At 64.9% G+C, this 18,280-nt stretch carries 20 protein-coding genes; 8 read left to right on the forward strand and 12 right to left on the reverse strand.

Going from position 1 to position 18,280, the window contains the following annotated elements:
* Positions 1 to 19 precede the first annotated feature (19 nt).
* On the forward strand, positions 20 to 949 hold the full coding sequence (locus tag ACOJSJ_RS03465; protein ID WP_420143590.1) for a hydrogen peroxide-inducible genes activator: 930 nt from the start codon (positions 20 to 22) through the stop codon (positions 947 to 949).
* Positions 950 to 964: 15 nt separating this feature from the next.
* Here the strand turns inward: ACOJSJ_RS03465 and ACOJSJ_RS03470 are convergent, their stop codons facing one another.
* Genes ACOJSJ_RS03470 through pgsA form a run of 3 tightly spaced genes read right to left on the reverse strand, consistent with a single transcriptional unit; the run spans position 965 to position 2,253 of the window.
* Positions 965 to 1,408, reverse strand: a complete 444-nt coding sequence (locus tag ACOJSJ_RS03470) for a molybdenum cofactor biosynthesis protein MoaE (protein ID WP_420143591.1) — start codon at positions 1,406 to 1,408, stop codon at positions 965 to 967.
* On the reverse strand, positions 1,405 to 1,659 hold the full coding sequence (moaD, locus tag ACOJSJ_RS03475; protein WP_420143619.1) for a molybdopterin converting factor subunit 1: 255 nt from the start codon (positions 1,657 to 1,659) through the stop codon (positions 1,405 to 1,407). Before moaD ends, ACOJSJ_RS03470 begins: the two co-directional genes overlap by 4 nt.
* A 15-nt stretch (positions 1,660 to 1,674) precedes the next feature.
* The gene (gene pgsA / locus ACOJSJ_RS03480) at positions 1,675 to 2,253 is read right to left on the reverse strand and encodes a CDP-diacylglycerol--glycerol-3-phosphate 3-phosphatidyltransferase (protein ID WP_420143620.1); all 579 of its coding nucleotides are present in this window, start codon (positions 2,251 to 2,253) and stop codon (positions 1,675 to 1,677) included.
* A 131-nt stretch (positions 2,254 to 2,384) separates the two neighbouring features.
* Here pgsA and ACOJSJ_RS03485 point away from each other — a divergent pair, with 131 nt between their 5' ends.
* Entirely contained in the window at positions 2,385 to 3,695 is a 1,311-nt protein-coding gene (locus ACOJSJ_RS03485) for an MFS transporter (RefSeq protein WP_420143592.1), read from the forward strand.
* A 19-nt stretch (positions 3,696 to 3,714) separates the two neighbouring features.
* On the opposite strand, the gene ACOJSJ_RS03490 is transcribed toward ACOJSJ_RS03485, so the two are convergent.
* Positions 3,715 to 3,912 (reverse strand): hypothetical protein, encoded by a 198-nt coding sequence (locus ACOJSJ_RS03490; RefSeq protein ID WP_420143593.1) that lies wholly within the window; start codon positions 3,910 to 3,912, stop codon positions 3,715 to 3,717.
* Positions 3,913 to 4,020: 108 nt separating this feature from the next.
* Between ACOJSJ_RS03490 and ACOJSJ_RS03495 the strand changes: the two genes are divergently transcribed.
* A complete protein-coding gene (locus ACOJSJ_RS03495) occupies positions 4,021 to 6,087 on the forward strand; it encodes a transglycosylase domain-containing protein (RefSeq protein ID WP_420143594.1) in 2,067 nt (688 codons plus the stop codon).
* A 198-nt stretch (positions 6,088 to 6,285) separates the two neighbouring features.
* Here ACOJSJ_RS03495 and ACOJSJ_RS03500 read toward each other — a convergent pair whose 3' ends face one another.
* Together ACOJSJ_RS03500 and ACOJSJ_RS03505 are read right to left on the reverse strand one after the other, a co-directional pair.
* Positions 6,286 to 7,065 (reverse strand): nucleotidyltransferase family protein, encoded by a 780-nt coding sequence (locus tag ACOJSJ_RS03500; RefSeq protein ID WP_420143595.1) that lies wholly within the window; start codon positions 7,063 to 7,065, stop codon positions 6,286 to 6,288.
* Between the two features lie 40 nt (positions 7,066 to 7,105).
* A complete protein-coding gene (locus tag ACOJSJ_RS03505) occupies positions 7,106 to 8,653 on the reverse strand; it encodes a M23 family metallopeptidase (protein WP_420143596.1) in 1,548 nt (515 codons plus the stop codon).
* Positions 8,654 to 8,862: 209 nt separating this feature from the next.
* Here ACOJSJ_RS03505 and ACOJSJ_RS03510 point away from each other — a divergent pair, with 209 nt between their 5' ends.
* From ACOJSJ_RS03510 to ACOJSJ_RS03530, 5 genes are all read left to right on the forward strand, one after another.
* Entirely contained in the window at positions 8,863 to 11,733 is a 2,871-nt protein-coding gene (locus ACOJSJ_RS03510; RefSeq protein WP_420143621.1) for a helicase-related protein, read from the forward strand.
* Positions 11,726 to 12,022 carry an RNA-binding S4 domain-containing protein gene (locus tag ACOJSJ_RS03515; protein WP_420143597.1) on the forward strand — a complete coding sequence of 99 codons (297 nt, stop codon included), beginning with the start codon at positions 11,726 to 11,728 and terminating at the stop codon, positions 12,020 to 12,022. Before ACOJSJ_RS03510 ends, ACOJSJ_RS03515 begins: the two co-directional genes overlap by 8 nt.
* Positions 12,023 to 12,404: 382 nt before the next feature.
* Positions 12,405 to 12,743 (forward strand): ferredoxin FdxA, encoded by a 339-nt coding sequence (gene fdxA / locus ACOJSJ_RS03520; RefSeq protein WP_420143598.1) that lies wholly within the window; start codon positions 12,405 to 12,407, stop codon positions 12,741 to 12,743.
* 267 nt (positions 12,744 to 13,010) lie between these two features.
* Positions 13,011 to 13,538 (forward strand): CarD family transcriptional regulator, encoded by a 528-nt coding sequence (locus ACOJSJ_RS03525; RefSeq protein ID WP_420143599.1) that lies wholly within the window; start codon positions 13,011 to 13,013, stop codon positions 13,536 to 13,538.
* A gap of 174 nt (positions 13,539 to 13,712) precedes the next feature.
* Positions 13,713 to 14,870 (forward strand): pyridoxal phosphate-dependent aminotransferase, encoded by a 1,158-nt coding sequence (locus ACOJSJ_RS03530; protein ID WP_420143622.1) that lies wholly within the window; start codon positions 13,713 to 13,715, stop codon positions 14,868 to 14,870.
* 51 nt (positions 14,871 to 14,921) lie between these two features.
* Here the strand turns inward: ACOJSJ_RS03530 and ACOJSJ_RS03535 are convergent, their stop codons facing one another.
* The 6 genes from ACOJSJ_RS03535 to ACOJSJ_RS03560 all read right to left on the reverse strand — a co-directional run bounded on the left by ACOJSJ_RS03535 (position 14,922) and on the right by ACOJSJ_RS03560 (position 18,264).
* A complete protein-coding gene (locus ACOJSJ_RS03535) occupies positions 14,922 to 15,173 on the reverse strand; it encodes a hypothetical protein (protein ID WP_420143600.1) in 252 nt (83 codons plus the stop codon).
* Positions 15,174 to 15,305: 132 nt separating this feature from the next.
* Positions 15,306 to 15,809, reverse strand: a complete 504-nt coding sequence (locus tag ACOJSJ_RS03540; protein WP_420143601.1) for an asparaginase domain-containing protein — start codon at positions 15,807 to 15,809, stop codon at positions 15,306 to 15,308.
* A 182-nt stretch (positions 15,810 to 15,991) separates the two neighbouring features.
* On the reverse strand, positions 15,992 to 16,804 hold the full coding sequence (locus ACOJSJ_RS03545) for a pyrroline-5-carboxylate reductase family protein (RefSeq protein WP_420143602.1): 813 nt from the start codon (positions 16,802 to 16,804) through the stop codon (positions 15,992 to 15,994).
* A 4-nt stretch (positions 16,805 to 16,808) separates the two neighbouring features.
* Positions 16,809 to 17,315: a YbjN domain-containing protein gene (locus tag ACOJSJ_RS03550; protein WP_420143603.1), complete on the reverse strand. Its 507-nt coding sequence runs from the start codon at positions 17,313 to 17,315 to the stop codon at positions 16,809 to 16,811.
* Between the two features lie 42 nt (positions 17,316 to 17,357).
* Entirely contained in the window at positions 17,358 to 17,672 is a 315-nt protein-coding gene (locus tag ACOJSJ_RS03555) for an accessory factor UbiK family protein (RefSeq protein ID WP_420143604.1), read from the reverse strand.
* A 40-nt stretch (positions 17,673 to 17,712) separates the two neighbouring features.
* Positions 17,713 to 18,264: a TspO/MBR family protein gene (locus tag ACOJSJ_RS03560; protein WP_420143605.1), complete on the reverse strand. Its 552-nt coding sequence runs from the start codon at positions 18,262 to 18,264 to the stop codon at positions 17,713 to 17,715.
* Positions 18,265 to 18,280: the final 16 nt, after the last annotated feature.

An 18,280-nucleotide genomic window follows, 5' to 3' on the forward strand; every position in this document is an offset into this window, starting at 1 on the left:
TGATCGAGGAAGACGATAAATGTCCAGCTATCTGCCGACACTCAAACAGCTGCAATATCTGGTGGCGCTGAAGGAACAGGGCCATTTCGGCAAGGCGGCCGACAGCTGTTTCGTCACCCAGTCCACACTGTCGGCGGGCATTCGCGAACTGGAATCGCTGATCGGCGTGACATTGGTGGAGCGCACCCGCCGCGTGGTGCGCTTTACGGCACTGGGCGACCGCATCGTGGAAAAGGCGCATCGCGTGCTGCGCGAAGCGGAGGAACTGGCCGCCATCGCGCAGGCTTCGGGCAAGCCCTTGAGCGGCGAACTGCGCATGAGCGTGATCCCGACCATCGCCCCCTTCCTGCTGCCCCGCCTGCTGCCCCGCCTGCGGGCGGAGCGGCCCGAACTCAAACTCTATCTGCGCGAGGAAACCAGTCAGGCCGCGATCGAATCGCTGCGCCATGGCAATGTCGATTGCGTGCTGCTGGCGCTGCCCTTTCCCATGGGCGAAATGGACAGCGAAATCCTGTTCCACGACCGGCTCTATGTCGCCTTCCCGCAGGATGAGCCGATCAACCCGCCCGACTGGATCGATCCGGCGATGATCGACGAAAGCCGCCTGCTGCTGCTGGAGGACGGCCATTGCCTGAAGAACCATGCGCTCGCCGCCTGCAACCGCCCGGATCTGCGCGCCAGCACGACGATGATGGGCACGTCGCTGCACACGCTCATTCAGATGGTGGACAACGGGCTGGGCGTGACGATGATCCCCGAAATGGCGATTGCCGGGGGCATATTGGAACATACGAAGATTACCGCGCGGCCGCTGGAATCGGATCGATCGTCGCGCGACATCGCGCTCATCTGGCGGCGCAACAGTCCGCGGGAAAAGGAATTTCGCCTGCTCGCCGGAATATTGCGCGACGCGGCGGCCACCAGTTGCCGCCTGCCCGAAGCGGCCTGAACAGACCGGCTGAACTCAGCCGTTCCAGCCCTTCGCCTTCGCTTCATCCTCCGCCCGCGCCTCGACCCAACGGGTCGCGCCGTCGCCCCAATGCTCCTTCTTCCAGAAGGGCGCATGGGATTTCAGCCAGTCGATCAGGAAGGCGCAGCTTTCCAGCGCCGCGGTGCGATGGCGCGACGCGGTGCCCACGAACACGATCCGTGCGCCCGGCTCCAGCCGTCCGAAACGATGGATCACGCTCACCCCCAGCAATGGCCAGCGGGCCAGCGCGTCGTCCACGATGCGGTCGACCTGCGCCTGCGTCATGGCGGGATAATGTTCCAGCTCCAGCGCGATCAGCCCGCCTTCGCCCCGCACCACGCCGGTAAAGCTGGCCACGCCCCCGCCGCCCAGCGACTCCAGCGCCGCCAGCTCGGCCGCGACGTCGAAATCCGCCGTCTGTATCGCGACCCGCTTCACCCGCCGGTGACCGGGGGAAAGATCGCCACTTCGCGGGCGTCGCCGATCACGCTGTCGATCGGCACGAAATGCTGGTCGATCGCCGCGCGCAATTTTTCGGAATGGCCCAGCGCCTGCGCATAACCGCCGCCCCGCGCCGCCAGCATCGCGATCAGATCGGCAACGCGCGCGCCGGGGGCAGGCCGTTCCACCTGCTCCTCGTCCAGCCCGATGGCTTCACGCACCCAGGCGAAATAGACGATGCTCAGCATGGCGCCCGGCATGGATCAGTCCATATGCCGGATGCCGACGCGCAGATAATCCCATCCGGTGATCAGCGTCAGGATCGCGGCCGCCCACAACGTCACGATGCCCACCAGCTGAACGAAGGGAAATTGCGGCACGGCCCCGGCCAGGATCAGCGCGCCCAGCGCGATGATCTGGCACGTCGTCTTCCATTTGGCGAGGCGGGACACCGGCACCGACACCTGCAACCCCGCCAGAAATTCGCGCAGGCCCGACACCGCGATTTCGCGCAGCAGGATGATCATCGCGGCGGCTATGTGGATGCCGCGAATATCGCGGGTCGCCGCCAGCATCAGGATGACCGCGCCGACCATGATCTTGTCCGCGATCGGATCGAGAAACACGCCCAGCTTCGACACGGTGCCCTGCGCGCGGGCAAGGTATCCGTCGAAATAATCGGTAATGCCCATCAGGCAGTATAGCGCAAAGGCCAGAGCATAGCCGGTCGTCCATCGCGCACCCAGCCCCACCCCCGCCACTTCTTCGGGCCAGAGCAATGCCACCAGCAGCGGCACGGTGATGATGCGCGAAAGCGTCAGCAAATTGGGCAGCGTCAGCATGGGCGCGAAGTGCCACAGACCGGGACAGTGCACAAGCATGTGCGTATATCAATGTAACGCCATTGGACATGCGCTTCGCCAGACGCTAGACCCCGGCCCGGTCGCTAACGGGAAAGAAGACCCCCTATTCCATGCAAGCCTCTCTCAGGCTCCTGAACAAGCGCCGTTTTCTGCCGCTTTTCATCACCCAGCTGCTGGGCGCGTTCAACGATAACCTGTTCAAGAACGCCATGGTGCTGTTCGTCGTCTATCAGGTCTATAATGACGAAAAGTCGGAAACCTGGTTCAGCGCGCTGGCGACGGGCCTGTTCATCCTGCCCTTCTTCCTGCTGTCCGCTTTGTCGGGCCAGCTGGCGGACCAGCGGGACAAGGCCGTCATCATCCGCTGGGTAAAGGCCGCCGAAATCTTCATCATGGGCGTTGGCGCACTGGGCCTCGGCCTTATCTGGAGCGGCATCGCGGTCCATACGCTGGCCATTCCGCTGCTGCTCGCCGCCCTGTTCGCGATGGGCATCCATTCGACCTTCTTTGGCCCCATCAAATATGCGATCCTGCCCCAGCATCTGCATGACGACGAAGTGCTGGGCGGCACCGGCCTCGTCGAAGCGGGCACCTATATCGCGATTCTGGCGGGCACGATCCTCGCGGGTATCATCCCGGTGGAGGCCGCCGCCGTGGGCATCATCGTCACCGCGCTGATCGGCTATGTCGCCGGGCGAAAGGTGCCGTCCGCCCCGTCGCTGCTGGAAACGCAGCCGATCGATTTTCACATCATCCGATCGTCGGTCGCGCTGGTGCGCGGCACGATGCACATCCGCCGCCTGTTCCTGGCCATCATGTCGATCAGCCTGTTCTGGGCCGTCGGCTCCATCCTGTTCATCCAGTTTCCACCGCTGGTGAAGAATGTGCTGACCGCCGACAAGCCGGTCGCCAGCCTGTTCCTCGCGATCTTTTCAATCGGCATCGCCATCGGATCGGTCGCGATCAACCGGCTGCTACAGGGGCATGTGTCGGCGAAATATGCGCCCGCATCCGTCATCGGCATGGGGCTGTGCATCGTCGCCTTCCATATCGTGTGCGATCTGTGGACGCCTGCTGCGGACGGGCAGATGCTGTCGCTGACGGGATTTCTGGCGCATCCGCTGGCCATTCCGCTGTCGGCCTGCCTGCTGGGCGTCGCGACGTTCGGCGGCATGTTCGTCGTGCCGCTCTATGCCTTCCTGACGACCACGGTCGAAAAATGCGAAGCGGCGCGGACGGTGGCGGCGAACAATATCGTCAATTCGGGGGCGATGGTGGTCGGTTCGCTATGCGCCATCGGCCTCAGCATCGCGGGCGTTTCGGTGGTGATGCAGCTGCTGCTGGTCGCGTTCCTGACGCTGCCCTGCGCGGCGATGGCGCTGAAACTGCACCGGGCCTGCGACGGCCCCAATTGCAGCTGACCTGACGCTTCGGGCCCCTTTAGAAAATGAAGCTGTAAAAGGCCGTGAAGAATGCGGCAAAGCTCAACCCGAACAATTTCCAGTCGGCATCGTCGTCGCGCAGGCGGCGGGTGCGCGCGGGGCCATCCTCGACTACGCGCAGCACATGGACGGGGATCCGCTGGCGAAAGGGATGGCGGGCGGACTCGGTGGTCAGGACGAGGGGTCTGTTTCGCATGGCAGGTGGTTAACGAAATATTTACCATTAAGGCCAGTCGATTTTGTGATTAATTCCGGCCTGTCCCGGCGCGGGACAGACTTGACTGTATGATGTGAACAATACAGCATGGACGAAGAAATGAACGACTCCGCCCCTGCCGATCCTGCGGCGCTGCCCCCACGCGCATTCGGCGCCGGGCCGCCCAGCGCCTTTGCCCCGCCCACTCCATGGCGTCGCCGCTTGCAGATCGGCGGATGGGTCGCGGCGGCGGGTCTTGCCGTGCTGATGATCCTGATTGGCTGGCTGGCGGTCACGGCGCCGCTGTCCCGGTCGCTGAAACCCATCGCCCCGCCTGCAATCAGCCTGATGTCGGCGGACGGCCACCTGATCGCACGGCGCGGCGCGGTGATCGACAAACCGGTCACCATGGCGGATTTGCCCGCCCATGTGCCCCAGGCGTTCATGGCGATCGAGGATCGCCGGTTCCAGAGTCACTGGGGCGTCGACCCGCGCGGCATAGCGCGCGCAATGTGGCACAATATCTGGTCGGACGGATCGTCGCAGGGCGGCAGCACCATCACGCAACAGCTGGCCAAGGGCGTGTTCCTGTCCAGCGACCGCACCTTCGGCCGCAAGGCGCGCGAAGCGCTGATCGCGATCTGGCTGGAAGCATGGCTGACCAAGGACCAGATCATGGAGAGATACCTCTCCAACGTCTATTTCGGCGACAATGTCTATGGCCTGCGGGCGGCGGCGCGCCATTATTTCAACCGCGCGCCCGAACGGCTGACCATCCCGCAGGCCGCGATGCTGGCGGGTTTGCTGAAGGCCCCTTCGCGCCTTGCCCCCACATCCAATCTGAAGGGCGCCCGCACCCGCGCCGCGCTGGTGACGCAGGCGATGGTCGATGCGGGCTATATCAGTCAGGCCGAACGCAACGCCCTGCCCCCCGCGCGGGTCAACGTGCATGACGATCCCGATCCCACCACCGGTACCTATTTCGCCGACTGGGTGCTGCCCCATGCCCGCGACCGGGCGGGCGCGGTCTATGGCGAACAGGAAGTGGCGACCACGCTCGACTGGCGCATTCAGCGTCTGGCCGAAGCCGCGATCCGCCGCGCGCCGTTGGGCGGGGCGCAGGCCGCGCTGGTGGCGATGAAGCCCGACGGCAGCGTCGTCGCCATGGTGGGCGGCAAGAATTACGACAAGAGCAGCTTCAACCGCGCCGTGCAGGCCAGGCGTCAGCCCGGATCGACCTTCAAACTGTTCGTCTACCTCGCCGCCTTCCGCGCGGGCATGACGCCCGACGACATGGTGGACGATACGCCGATCACCACGGGCACGTACCGCCCGGCCAATCATGGCGGCAAATATCGCGGGCGCATCACCCTGCGTCAGGCCTTCGCCGCGTCCAGCAATGTGGCCGCGGTGCGCCTGACGCAAAAGGTCGGCGTCGACAATGTGATCAAGGTCGCCCGCGATCTGGGCGTCACCGCGCCGCTGACCGAGGATCTCAGCCTGGCGCTCGGCACGTCGGAAATTCCGCTGGTCGAACTGGCCGAAGCCTATGCTTCCGTCGCGGCGGGCGCCTATCCGGTCGTCGCCCATGGCCTGCCCCCCGAAGAACAGGGCTGGTTCGAAAAGCTGATGCGGCGCCAGCGCCATTTCAGCGACGATCAGCTGGAAATGATCCGCGACCTTCTGTCCTCCGCCGCCAATCGCGGCACCGGCAGCGCGGCCGCGCTGCGCACCAGCACGTTCGGCAAGACGGGCACGACGCAGGACAGCCGCGACGCGATCTTCGTGGGCTATGCCGGTGGCCTGGTGACGGCGGTGTGGATCGGCAATGACGACAACGCCCCCCTGCCCGGCGGGGCGGCCGGTGGCGGCGTGCCCGCCCGCATCTGGCGCAATTTCATGAGTGGAGCGATCAACGAGCCGGTCGAGGATGCCCCGGAAGAAACGCAGGACGCCGACCTCGTCAACGCGATCGCCAATGTCGCGGTCGAAAGCGGCATCGGCAATGTCGGCGTGGGCGTGGATGAAGGTGGAATGACGGTGAATATCGGCGGCAACCAGATCCGCCTGCCGGTGGACCAGCGCGGGCCGCCACCCCCCGAAGGCGCCCCGCCGCCGCCACGGATCGTGCCGCCCCAGCCGCCGGGCGAAGGGGAGAGTGGCGAGCCGCAATAATGGTGCCGGATGCGTGGGAAGGGTGGGAAGCGGATACTCACCCCACAAGCGCCGTTCGCCCTGAGCCTGTCGAAGGGCTTTAATTTTTCTGGAAACCACAAGGTTTTAGAAGAAAGGAAAGGGCTTCGACAAGCTCAGCCCGAACGGGTTTCTTGCGTCCGCCCTTGCTCGAAACCACTTGACCCACTTACGCCTTCGTCACCCGCGCAATATCGTTTCGATCAGCAGCACATCCTCCACCTTGTCCGCGTCGATACAGGCTTCGGGGCTGTCCATCGCGACCAGCCGCGCGGTCAGGCCGAACTTCCGCCCGATCCGCGCCATCCCGCCGCGCAGCGTCAACAGCCGCAGCAGCGCGCCGATCAGCGCGAAGGGGCCAAAGGCCGCCAATATCTTCCACCCCTTCTTGCGGTCCTGCTCGACCTCCTGCCACAGGGCGATGATCGTCCTCGCCCTGTCGCTGCCGAACCAGAAGATGTTCGCGCCCGACCACCATCCGTCGCGGAATTTGAGCCATGTGCGCCGCGACCCCGGATAGCGCGCCAGCAGATTGGCCCGTTCCACCATGGCGACGGCGACGTCCGCGCCCTGCGCTTCCGCCACGAACTGGTCCAGCATCGCCGCGTTCAACAGCACATGGTCCGCCGTCGTCAGCAGGATCGGGAACGGCACCGCCCCTGCCTCCAGCAATTGCAGCAGGGATGACGCGATCCCCTGCCCGCCCCGGTCGAACCGGACGCGCGGTTCGCTGGCCAGCCATGCGGTTGCGGGATCGGCGGCGAAATGTTCCGGCGCCTGCGTCAGGATGATCACCCGGTCGATCGCCGGATGCGCCAGCAAGGCCTCCGCGGGGCGATTGATCATCGGCTCCCCGCCCACGGGCACCAGCGGCTTGACCGGCACGCCTGCCGCGCGCGCCAGCGGATCGGGGATCGGGCGCGCGCCCGCTAACAGGATGGCGGTGATCGGACCAGTCATGTCCGCGCCCTAACCGACCGGCCCGGACGCGGAAAGCGCTTTATTTTCCGTTCGCGGCAGGTGCGGCGGCGGCCTTTCCGGCAAAGCCGTCATGCATCCCCACGCGCAGCCCCTGATATTGGGCCAGCTTCGCGCGGAACGCCCGCAATTCCGCTCCGGCCAGCTGCGCAACGGTGGTGAACTTCACGGACAGGGGGTTGACGGTCGCGCCACCGCGATAGAGTTCATAGTGAAGATGCGGACCGGTCGACAGGCCGGTCGACCCGACATAGCCGATCACCTGTCCGCGCCGCACCCGCTCACCCGCGCGCGCCGCGATCCGGCTCATATGGGCGTACCCGGTGCCCAGCCCCCCGCCATGCTGGATGCGCACATAATTGCCATGGCCGCCATGCCGCCCGGCAAAGGCGACCACGCCGTCGGTCACGGCATAGATGGGCGATCCGTAACGCGCCGCGAAATCGATGCCCGCATGCATGCGCGTATAGCCCAGGATCGGGTGACGCCGCGCGCCATAGCCCGACGACATGCGCCCCGAAACCGGCGCCGACAGCACGCCGCGCCGCTCACCCACGCCCGACGCCTCGAACCATTCGGTGCGGCCGTCCTTCGTCCATTTCAGCATGTCGATCGATTTGCCGCGTGCCCGCTTCAACCCCGCATAGAGCAGGTCGCCGACCTCGACATCGCCGGTTTCCGCCCGGCGATATTCGGTCACGATGTCATAACGGTCGCCAGCGCCGACCCCGCCAAGGTCCACCTGACCCGCGATCACGCGCAGGAATGCCTGCACCGCCTTGGGCGGCGCACCGGCGGCGCGCGCGGATCGATAGATGCTGTCGCCGACTACGCCCTGAATGCGCAGCGGCGTATTGTCCACGCGGATCGGAATGCGCCTGACCGACAGCACGCCGCCCGCCCGCGTCACTTCCAGCGACAGGTCCAGCCGCGCGCGAAACGCCAGCTTGTCGAGCGGACGGGGCCGGTCCCGGCTCGCCCGGCGACCAAGGATGATGTCAAGCCGCGTCCCCGGTTTCACCCCGCCGCTGATGTCGCCATCGACCATCGACGTAATCGTCGCGACGTCGCCGCCGCTCACCCCGGCGCGCGACAGGGCGCGGGCCAGCGTGTCGCTGCTGCCGATCTGGGCGCTCAGTTCGATCTGCGGCCGTTCGGGCGTTTCGCGCAGCGGCTGCACGGCATCGGTCGCGCCCATGCGGCGCCCGCTGTCCGCACCCAGCGCCAGCGGGGTGATCATCTGGCTGCGCACTTCGTCATAATGCGCATCGTTCAGCGTCGCGCCCGGCAGGCTGGGCAGGGGTTCGAAACCCGGCGACAGGTACAGCGCCGTCGCGCACAGCCCGAAACAGGTGGCCAGCCCCCGAAACCATGTCAGGCTGCCGACCCGTTCGCCAAGGTCGGGGACCAGTTCGACTTCATCGGCCCAGTCGCGCAGTCGCGTGCGCCAGTCGCGCGGCTGTTGCGCGCCCGTCGCCAGCGCGTCCGCCATCCACATCGACATGGATGCGCCGCCCTGTTGCAATCCCAACTGGCTTTCCTGAAACAAACCCACGACCCCCAAGGGCATTATTCTGTCATTGCCGCTCTGGCAGCGTCCCCCGCGCCATGCGTGGGCTGCACTGTTGTGAACGCACAGGGTTAAAGTCAAATAAAGACGTTGGCGTGACGCAAATCGCTGCGACGAACCGTGCCGCCGCTCCGATGGGGCATCGCAATTCGCCCGGATCGCGGAAACCCCTTGCCCCGCGCCCGGTCCTGCCCGACATAGCAGGCATCATGGCCCAGTTCGCCCGTTCCTCCATCACCGCTGTTCTTGGCCCGACCAACACCGGCAAGACGCATCTGGCCGTAGAGCGGATGTGCGGCCATTCGAGCGGCATGATGGGCTTTCCGCTGCGCCTGCTGGCCCGCGAAGTCTATGACCGGGTGGTCGCGATCAAGGGACCGCAACAGGTCGCGCTCATCACCGGCGAGGAAAAGATCGTGCCGCCGGGCGCGCGCTATTTCCTCTGCACCGCCGAATCCATGCCCATCGGCGTAGGCCGGCAGGCCGGAGCAGCACAAATGATCAATGGAGGGCGTGAGACGGGCATCAAGGACGATTTCGCCTTCGTCGCGCTGGATGAGGCGCAACTGGGCGCGGACCCGGAACGCGGCCACAGCTGCACCGACCGGATGTTGCGCGCGCGGGGCCGCGAAGTAACGATGATCCTCGGCTCCGCCAGCATCAGCCGCATCGTGAAGGCGCTGGTGCCCGACGTCGAAATCATCGGCCGCCCGCGCTTCTCCACCCTGTCCTATGCAGGCGCGAAAAAGCTCTCCCGCCTGCCCAAACGCTCCGCCATCGTCGCCTTCTCGGCCGAAGAAGTCTATGCCGTCGCCGAAATGCTGCGCCGTTTCCGCGGCGGCGCGGCGGTGGTGATGGGCGCGCTTTCCCCCCGCACCCGCAACAGTCAGGTCCAGATGTTCCTGAATGGCGAGGTCGACTATCTGGTCGCCACCGACGCCATCGGCATGGGCCTCAACCTCGACGTCGCCCATGTCGCCTTCGCTTCGCTGCGCAAGTTCGACGGCCGCCGCAGCCGCCGCCTGACCGTCAGCGAAATGGCGCAGATCGCCGGACGCGCGGGTCGCCATCACAAGGACGGCACTTTCGGCAGTCTGGGCGGGGAGGACGGCGACGCCGCCTTCACGCCTGAAGAAATCGAGGCGATCGAGGCGCACCGCTTCCCGCCCATCGAACAGCTGTTCTGGCGCAACGGCACGCCGCGCACCGACCGGCTGGACCATCTGCTGACCGATCTGGAGCAGAAGCCGCAACGCCCCGAACTGCGCGCCGCACCCGAATCCGTCGACCTCGCCGTGCTGCGTCGCATGGCGCAAGACCCCGAAGTCATCGAACGCACAAAGGGCAAGCGACAGGTGGAACGGCTCTGGGCCGCCTGCGGCCTGCCCGATTTTCAGAAGCTGGGTGCGGAACATCATGCCCGCACGGTGGCACGCATCTGGCGTTTCCTGTCCGAAGGGACGGGACATATCCCCCGTGACTGGTTCGCCCAGAACCTTACCCGCCTCGATTCGGTGCAGGGGGACATCGACACCCTGTCCGGCCGCATCGCGGCGGCGCGCACATGGTCCTATATCGCCCATCGCCCCGACTGGCTGGCCCATCCCGCCGAAATGGCGGAACGGACGCGGGCATTGGAAGAAAAATTGTCGGACGCGCTTCATGCGGCGCTTACTCAACGTTTCGTGGACCGCCGGACATCGGTATTATTGCGCGACATGGGGCAAAATGCCAGCAACCTTCCCGTCACGGTGGAGCCGGACGGGAGCGTCTGTGTCGATGGCGAAACGATCGGAAAACTTGACGGCTTCCGATTCTCGGTCGATCCCGCTACGCGACATCAGGACAGAAAGATGTTGCTGGCTGCCGCTGAACGGCGCCTTGGAAAGGTATTAAGAGTGAAGGCTGAAGAACTGGTGGGCGCGGCGGATACGGATTTCGCGCTCATGGACGAAGCGGGACAGGCGCCGGGCATCGCCTGGGGCGAAACGCCGGTGGCGTCGCTGCTGGCCGGATCAGGCCTGCTGTCCCCCGAAATTCGGCTGGATCGCGCGCTTTTGACGCTGGGTCAGGATGTGCAGAAGCAGGTCGTGACCCGCCTCGCCGCCTGGGTGGAGGCGCAGAAGCAGAAGCATCTCCTCCCCCTCGTCAAGATGAACGAGAGCGCGTCCGACGCGCAAGTGCCCGCCGTCGTGCGCGCCGTCTTCGCCCAGCTGGGCGATGCCGGCGGCGTCATCGCGCGCACCGAACTCGATTCGGCGCTGGGCCATCTGGACAAGGATCAGCGCCATCTGCTGCGCAAGGCGGGCATCGATATTGGCGTGCTCGACATTTATCACCCCGGTTTGCTGAAACCCGGCGCGGCGCGCTGGCGTTCGGCGTTGCTGGCCGCGCGCATCGCAAAACCCTGCCTGCCGCTGCCGGGCGCTGGCCTCACGCTGATCCCGGCGGGTGAGAAGTTCGAACAGATGGGCGCGCGCATCGCGGGCTTCCGTGGCTTTGGCGACCAGATGCTGCGCATCGACATGGCTGAACGCATGGCCCGCGCCGCACATGAAGCCATTGCGAAGAACGAAGCCTTCACCGCGCTCAGCCCGCAGATCGTGTCGCTGGGCCTCAGCGAAGCCTCCTTCCTGCAACTGATGCGCCTTGCCGGGTTCCGCCCGGTAACGCCGCCCGCCGTGGCTCCTGCTGCCGAAACCCCGGCCGAAGGCGCGGAAACCGCGACGGAGGCGACCGACGCCCCCGCCGAAACCGCCGAAACGACGGCAGAGGCGCAGGCTCCCGTGCCAACCGGCGCCAACTGGGCGTTCAAGGGCCGGCAAAAGCCGCGCAATGATCGTCCGCAAAATGGCCGCCCGCAAAATGCCCGTGGTCAGGACGGCCAGCCCGCCCGTGGCGGTCGCCCTGGCGGCAATCGGCGCGACGATAATCGCGGCGGTAATGGCGGCGACAGGGGTGGCAATGACCGGGGCAATCGCGGCAACCGCGAACCCCGTCCGGCATCGGCTGGCAGTACGCCCGCACCGGTGAACAACGCCTTTGCCGGCCTGGCCGATCTTCTGGGTCGCAATGGCTGATCCGGTGACCGGCATCGGCCATGGGCCGACGCTGCGCATCGACAAATTTCTGTGGTTCGCGCGGCTGTCCAAAAGCCGCTCGACCGCACAGAAGCTGGCGGAGGACGGCCATATCCGCCTCAACGGCCGCCGCATCGACCGCGCCCATGCGCCGGTGCGGCCGGGCGACCTCATCACCTTTCCGCATCCCAGCGGCGCGCGGGTGGTGCGCGTAATCGCCCTCCCCGACCGTCGCGGCCCCGCGCCCGAAGCGCAGACCTGTTATGAGGAACTGACGGTCGGCGGCTGATGGCCCGAACCGCAGATGGCGGCCTCTATACGTCATGCCAGCGAAGGGTGGCATCTTGATGGGGACAGCTGACCGTCCGCCGCCTGCCCCCAAAATCTGTCCTACGCCCCCGCAACCTGCTATCCCGGTGCCATCCCTCCCAACAGCGCAAGGCACGTAACAAAATTACCGACTTTCATTCCAAAATGTCGCATTCAGCGGGAAATATGTGAAGTTAAGCCTGTTACCGTCCAACAGCCGTGCTTGCCTGCGACGGTTTAAACTTCGGGCTGCACTGCCGCAAAACCGTCCCTAAAGCCCCGGCAACAATATCCTCATTGACCTTGGGCGTCGCCGGGCATAGCAGGGCCGCGTTTTTCTCAGCCCAAAGAGTGCCCAGACAATGACCTATGTCGTGACCGACAACTGCATCCGCTGCAAATATATGGATTGCGTAGAGGTCTGCCCCGTGGATTGTTTCTACGAAGGCGAAAATATGCTGGTCATCAATCCCAATGAATGCATCGACTGCGGCGTTTGCGAACCCGAATGCCCGGCCGAAGCGATCCTGCCGGATACCGAAAATGGCTTGGAGAGCTGGCTGGAACTCAACACCAAATATTCCGCCGAATGGCCCAATATCACGGTGAAGGGCGAAGCACCCGCCGACGCCGATGAAATGAGCGGCGTCGAAAACAAGCTGGAAAAATTCTTCTCGCCCAATCCCGGCGAAGGCAGCTGATCGACATGCGCTGACGGGGCGTCGGACGTCCCGTTTTGTGTCACCATGTCGGTCCTGTTTCAGGTCCCACCCCCAGACATTGTGTCCGGGGGTGGTAATTTTGTTACGAATCTGCTAAATGGCGATGCAACGGCCGGACATCCCCCTGCCCGGCCCTGGAGAATAAGCTTCATGTCTTGACGGTGGCGCCGTGGACCTCCCGGCATATGCATCACGCGCATCTGCCCCGCGACGGCCCGTTCCCCGGTTGAATTGGAAAGGTATCAAATGGCTGCCAAAGCGCTGTCCTTTGACGTTGGTGATTATGTCGTTTACCCCAAGCATGGCGTCGGTCGCGTCATCGAACTGCAAAAAGAGCAGATCGCGGGCATCGAACTTGAGCTGTACGTGCTCCGTTTCGAAAAGGAGCGCATGACGCTCCGCGTGCCGACCAACAAGGCTGAAGGCGTGGGCATGCGCAAGCTGTCGTCCAACAAGACCCTCGAAGAATCGATGGAAACGTTGAAGGGCAAGCCCAAGGTCAAGCGCACCATGTGGTCGCGCCGCGCCCAGGAATATGAAGCGAAGATCAATTCGGGCGACCTGGTGTCGATCGCCGAAGTGACCCGCGACCTGTTCCGTGCCGACGATCAGCCCGAACAGAGCTATTCCGAACGCCAGATCTTCGAAGCCGCGTCCAGCCGCCTCGCCCGCGAACTCGCCGCGATGGAAGAAACGGACGAACCGACCGCGCTCAAGAAGATCCTGTCGATCCTCAACGAAGCCGCACCCAAATATGCGAAGGTCGAAGGCTGAACGCAGCCACCTGCGCAAAGCAGAGACACTTTTTTCGGTTGAGCCGACAACGGCATACCGGATCATGGAAGGGGCGTCCCATCGGGGCGCCCCTTTCTTTCTGGCGGGAATCCCGCGTTCGTCCGTTCATCCCCATGAGGAATTTGTCGTTCGGCAACAGGGGATATGGACATGATGCAGGACCAGAGCGAAGCCCGTCGGGATCTGATACAGCGCGGCTATTCCCGTCGGCAGGCCGCCCGCATATTGGGCGTGCTGGGCGCTGGCGTCGCCGCCGCGTCCGCGGGCACCCCGGTCTGGGCGCAGCGCAATGACGGCCCGGAAGAAGGCAATTTCCCCAAGGTCCGCATCGGTTCCAACGAATGCTGGACCGGCCCCTTCCCGGTGGCGCAGGCTGCTGCGGCAAAGATCGTGGGCAACAGCAATTTCTACCACCCCGGCACCGAAGTCACCGATTTCAAGAAGACGCTGGCCACCATCGAAGGCGTGCCCACGGACCATGTCCTGCCCTGGCCCGGCTCCAGCGATCCGCTCTCGCGCATCGTCGTCGCCTTCTGCTCCCCGCAAAAGGGGCTGGTGACGGCGGACGTCAGCTATGAACAGCCATGGGGCACGGCCGAATGGGCGGGCGCCAAGGTGACGAAAGTACCGCTGACCGCCGATTATCGCCACGACGTAAAGGCGATGCTGGCGGCCGATCCCAATGCCGGGCTTTATTATGTCTGTTCGCCCAACAACCCCACCGGCACGCTGACCCCGATCGAGGACATCGAATGGCTGGTCGCCAACAAGCCTGCCGATTCGGTGGTGCTGGTGGACGAAGCCTATCTCCACTTCTCGCACGGTAAATCGGCCGCCTATCTGGCCGCCAGGCGTGACGATGTCGTCGTCCTGCGCACCTTCTCCAAATTGTTCGGGATGGCGGGCATGCGCCTTGGCGCCACCATCGCTTCGCCCAAGCTGCATGACCAGATGATGCGTTACGACGGCAAGCGCATGTCCACCAACCTGCCCCTGCCCTCCGTCGTGTGCGGCACCGTGGCGCTGACGCAGACGGCGCTGATCGAACAGCGTCGCGCGGAAATGATCGCCGCGCGCGACTTCACCTTCGCCCATCTGACGAAGCGCGGGGTGAAGTTCATCCCGTCGGACGCCAATATGTTCATGGTGGATTGGGGCAAACCGGCCAAGGGGGTGCAGGATCAGTTTCTGGCGGCCGGCGTGGGCATCGGCCGCCACTGGACGCCATGGCCCACCATGTCGCGCGTCACCGTCGGTTCCATGGCCGACATGAAGGCGTTCTGCGCCGCGCTGGACAGGATCATGGTCTGATATGCAACCGGCTGACGGGCCGTCTGTCGGTCCGTCAGCCGTCCTGCCCGTCTATTCCTTGCCGACCGATCCGGCTGCATCCTTTGCAGCATCGCCCACATCGCTGGCGGCCTGACCGACCTGCGAAGCCGCGTGCGACACGGCATCATCCTTATTCGTCTGGCTGCTGATCAGGAAGAAAGCAGCAATCGCGACGACCACGACCAGCAGCAATATGGCGACGGTCGTTCCGCCACCACCGCTACGCCGTTCGATCACGGTGGTATGCGCTACCGGTCGTTCCTCATAGCGTTCTTCGGCCATATTTCATCCTCCTCTACAAGCCACCCGCCCGTTTTAATGCAGGGCAGCAGGGGAGGTTCCAGACTTCGGAATGCCGAAAATAAAAGGCAAGCGTATGATCCAATCCAATGCCGCCGGATCACGCGCCGGGAGTCAGTCCTGCGTTGGAACGAAAGCGCCCTTCGCGCGGTCCTTCACCACCTTGTCCGCGCGGAATACCGATCCGCTCATGGTGATATAGACGCCGGGTTCGGCCACCTGTGCAGTGGCGAATGCCATGCCAAGGTTGAAGCTCGCATCGCTTTCGCCGAAACGCGCCGGCGCCAGCGCACCGACCAGCACGATGGTCTTGCCCTCGATCTCCGCCAGCGCCTTGGCCGTATCGGTCATCGTGTCGGTGCCATGGGTGATGACGATATGCCGTTCCCGCGCCGCCGCCACCCGCGCGGCGATCAGCGCGCGATCATTGTCATCCAGTTCCAGACTGTCCTTGCGCGTGACTTCCTCGATGCGGAACGGGCGCTTCACCCGCGCGACCTCCAGCAGCTTGGCCATCACCGTTTCGCCGACCTGATAATCGGACAGTGCATCGAAATAGATTTTGTCGATGGTCCCGCCGGTGGTCAGCAGCAGGATCGGGGTTTCGGGCGACAGCATGGGGCGACTCCAGGGACGATTTTCGCGCGCCTTAGAGCATTCTCACCGCGGCTGGAACAGCCGTCCGCCCGCAAAGTACGAAAAATCAAGAGACGATGAGGGCCTTGCGAAGGTGGCTGAAACTGCCGGCGGCTCGCATCACGGGTCAAATGAAAGATAATCGGCTCCTTGCCGCAACCGCCTTATTCCCCGCGCGCCATTGCCTCGCCCCGGTCGCGCGCGGCGGCCAGCGTATCGGTCAACAGCATGAGCAGCCTGTCGTCGGCGTCCAGCACGTTCAGCCCCTGCCGCGTCATGCCGCCGGGGCTGGCGACGCGGTCGGCCAGTATCGCCGCGCTGTCGCTGGCGCGCGCCGCCATGTTCGCCGATCCCTGCACCGTCGCCAGCGCCATGCGCGCGGCCTGATCGGCGGGAATGCCAATCGCTTCCCCCGCCCGCGCCAGCGCATCGATGAAGCGGAACAGGAAAGCGGGGCCACATCCCGACAGGGCCGTCACCTGATTGAACAGCGCCTCATCAGCCATCCATTCGGCCAGGCCCAGCGGCTGGATCAGCGCCTCCACCCCGTCGCGCCCGAACGCCCCGGTCGCATCATCGGTGAACAGCGCCGTCACGCCTTCTCCCAAACCCACGGGCAGGTTCGGCATCGCGCGCACAATGTCCGCAGCGGTCGGAAAATGCCCGCGCAACTGCGCCAGCGTCGTCCCCGCCAATATGGAGATGATCCGCGTGTCCGCATCGCACAGCGGCGCCAGTCCGGCGGCCACATCATCGATCTGATAGGGTTTCATGCCCAGCAGCACCGTCGTCCCGGCGGGTAGCGCGGCGGGATAGTCCGTCACCACCGCCACGCCATCGGCCACCGCCTTGCCGCTCGGCCGCAACACGGTGACGCGGGCGGGGTCGATGCCGCAATCCAGCCAGCGGGACAGCATCTGCCCCGCCATATTGCCACAGCCTACAAGAAACAGATGATCCGGCCAGCTTTGCGCCATGGGATCAGGCTTCGCCGCGCGTTTCGATCAGGCTGGCGGAAATCGCCTCGGCCGGCGATTTGCCGCCCCACAGCACGAACTGGAACACCGGATAGAAGCGTTCGCATTCATCGATCGCCGTTTCCACCAGCAACTGCGCCTGCTCCAGCGTCAGCGTGCCCCCCGCGCCCAGCAAGGCGCCATGGCGGAACAGGATGATGCCGCTGGACGACCACAGCTCGAAATGGCCCAGCCACAGCTGTTCGTTGATCAGGCCCAGCGTTTCGTAGATGACGCTGCGCTTTTCCTCCGACACGCGAATGTCGGGCAACGCCAGCAGTTGCAGCACCTGATCCTCGTCGCGCCAGATGCCGCGCAGCTCATATTGCGCCCAGCTACCCTGCGTATTGCCGACGATTTCATCCTCGCCGGCCTGCTCATAGCTCCAGCCATGCGCCTCGAAATAGGCGGCCAGCCTGTCGATCGGTGCGGCTTCCCCGCCGCCTGCTTCAAATTCGTCGCTATCCATCATCGGCGCGCCTTATCACCGCGCGCGGTGAAAAGACAGAAGCGATCAGTCGACGTCCCCGGCCGCGCCGTCCTTGCCCTTGGATTTGGTAGCCTCCACGCCCTTGGCCGCCGGTTCTCCAGCCTTGCCTTCCAGCGCGTCGAGCCGGGCTTTGAGCAGTTCCACCTCTTCGCGCGCGGCGGCGGCGACGGCCTTGACCGCATCAAATTCCTCACGCGACACGAATTCCATGCCGCCGATCCATTCCTTCGCCCGTTCGCGCGCGTTGGATTCGAACTCGCGCGTCATGCCCGCCACGGTGCCCGCGGCGCCGTTCACCAGCTTGGCCAGATCGTCGAAGAAGCGGTTTTCGCTCTGCATTGCACTTGTCCTTTAATCGGCGCGCGGTGGGCGCGCCCGTCTATCTTAATTGGGCCTTGAGCGCCGGGGCGACAAGGGTCGCCGCATCGGGGTTCAACCGGCCAATCTCATAATTGAGGAAAGATGCAAAGGCCAGCCATGCCAGATAGGGCAGCAGCAGCACGCCCGCCAGCCGCCGGATCCGCCAGAACAGCGCGATGGTCGCCGCGACCAGCACCGTCAGGATCAGGATCAGCGCCAGTGCGCTGTCCACCTGATGCGCGCGAAAGAAGAGCGGCGACCACAACAGGTTCAGCAGCAGCTGCACCAGAAACAGGGCGATCGCCCCGCCCCGGCCGCTCGCCCCGCGCGCATGCAGCACGATGGCCAGCGCCAGCCCCATCAGGACATAAAGGATGCTCCATGCCACCGGGAAAGCCGCGCCCGGCGGCATGAATGCGGGCTTTTCCAGCGCATCGAACCAGCGATTGCCATAACCGCTATTGGCAAGGCGGCCGGACATGAAGCCCAGAAAGACGATCGCGGGCACCGTCACCAGCGCCCAGCGTAGATAGGCAAGACGCAACTGACCGGGTGACGCAATCTCGTTCATCGGCAACGCAGCTCCA

It is taken from the genome of Sphingobium sp. (assembly GCF_048594625.1).
Taxonomy (GTDB): domain Bacteria; phylum Pseudomonadota; class Alphaproteobacteria; order Sphingomonadales; family Sphingomonadaceae; genus Sphingobium.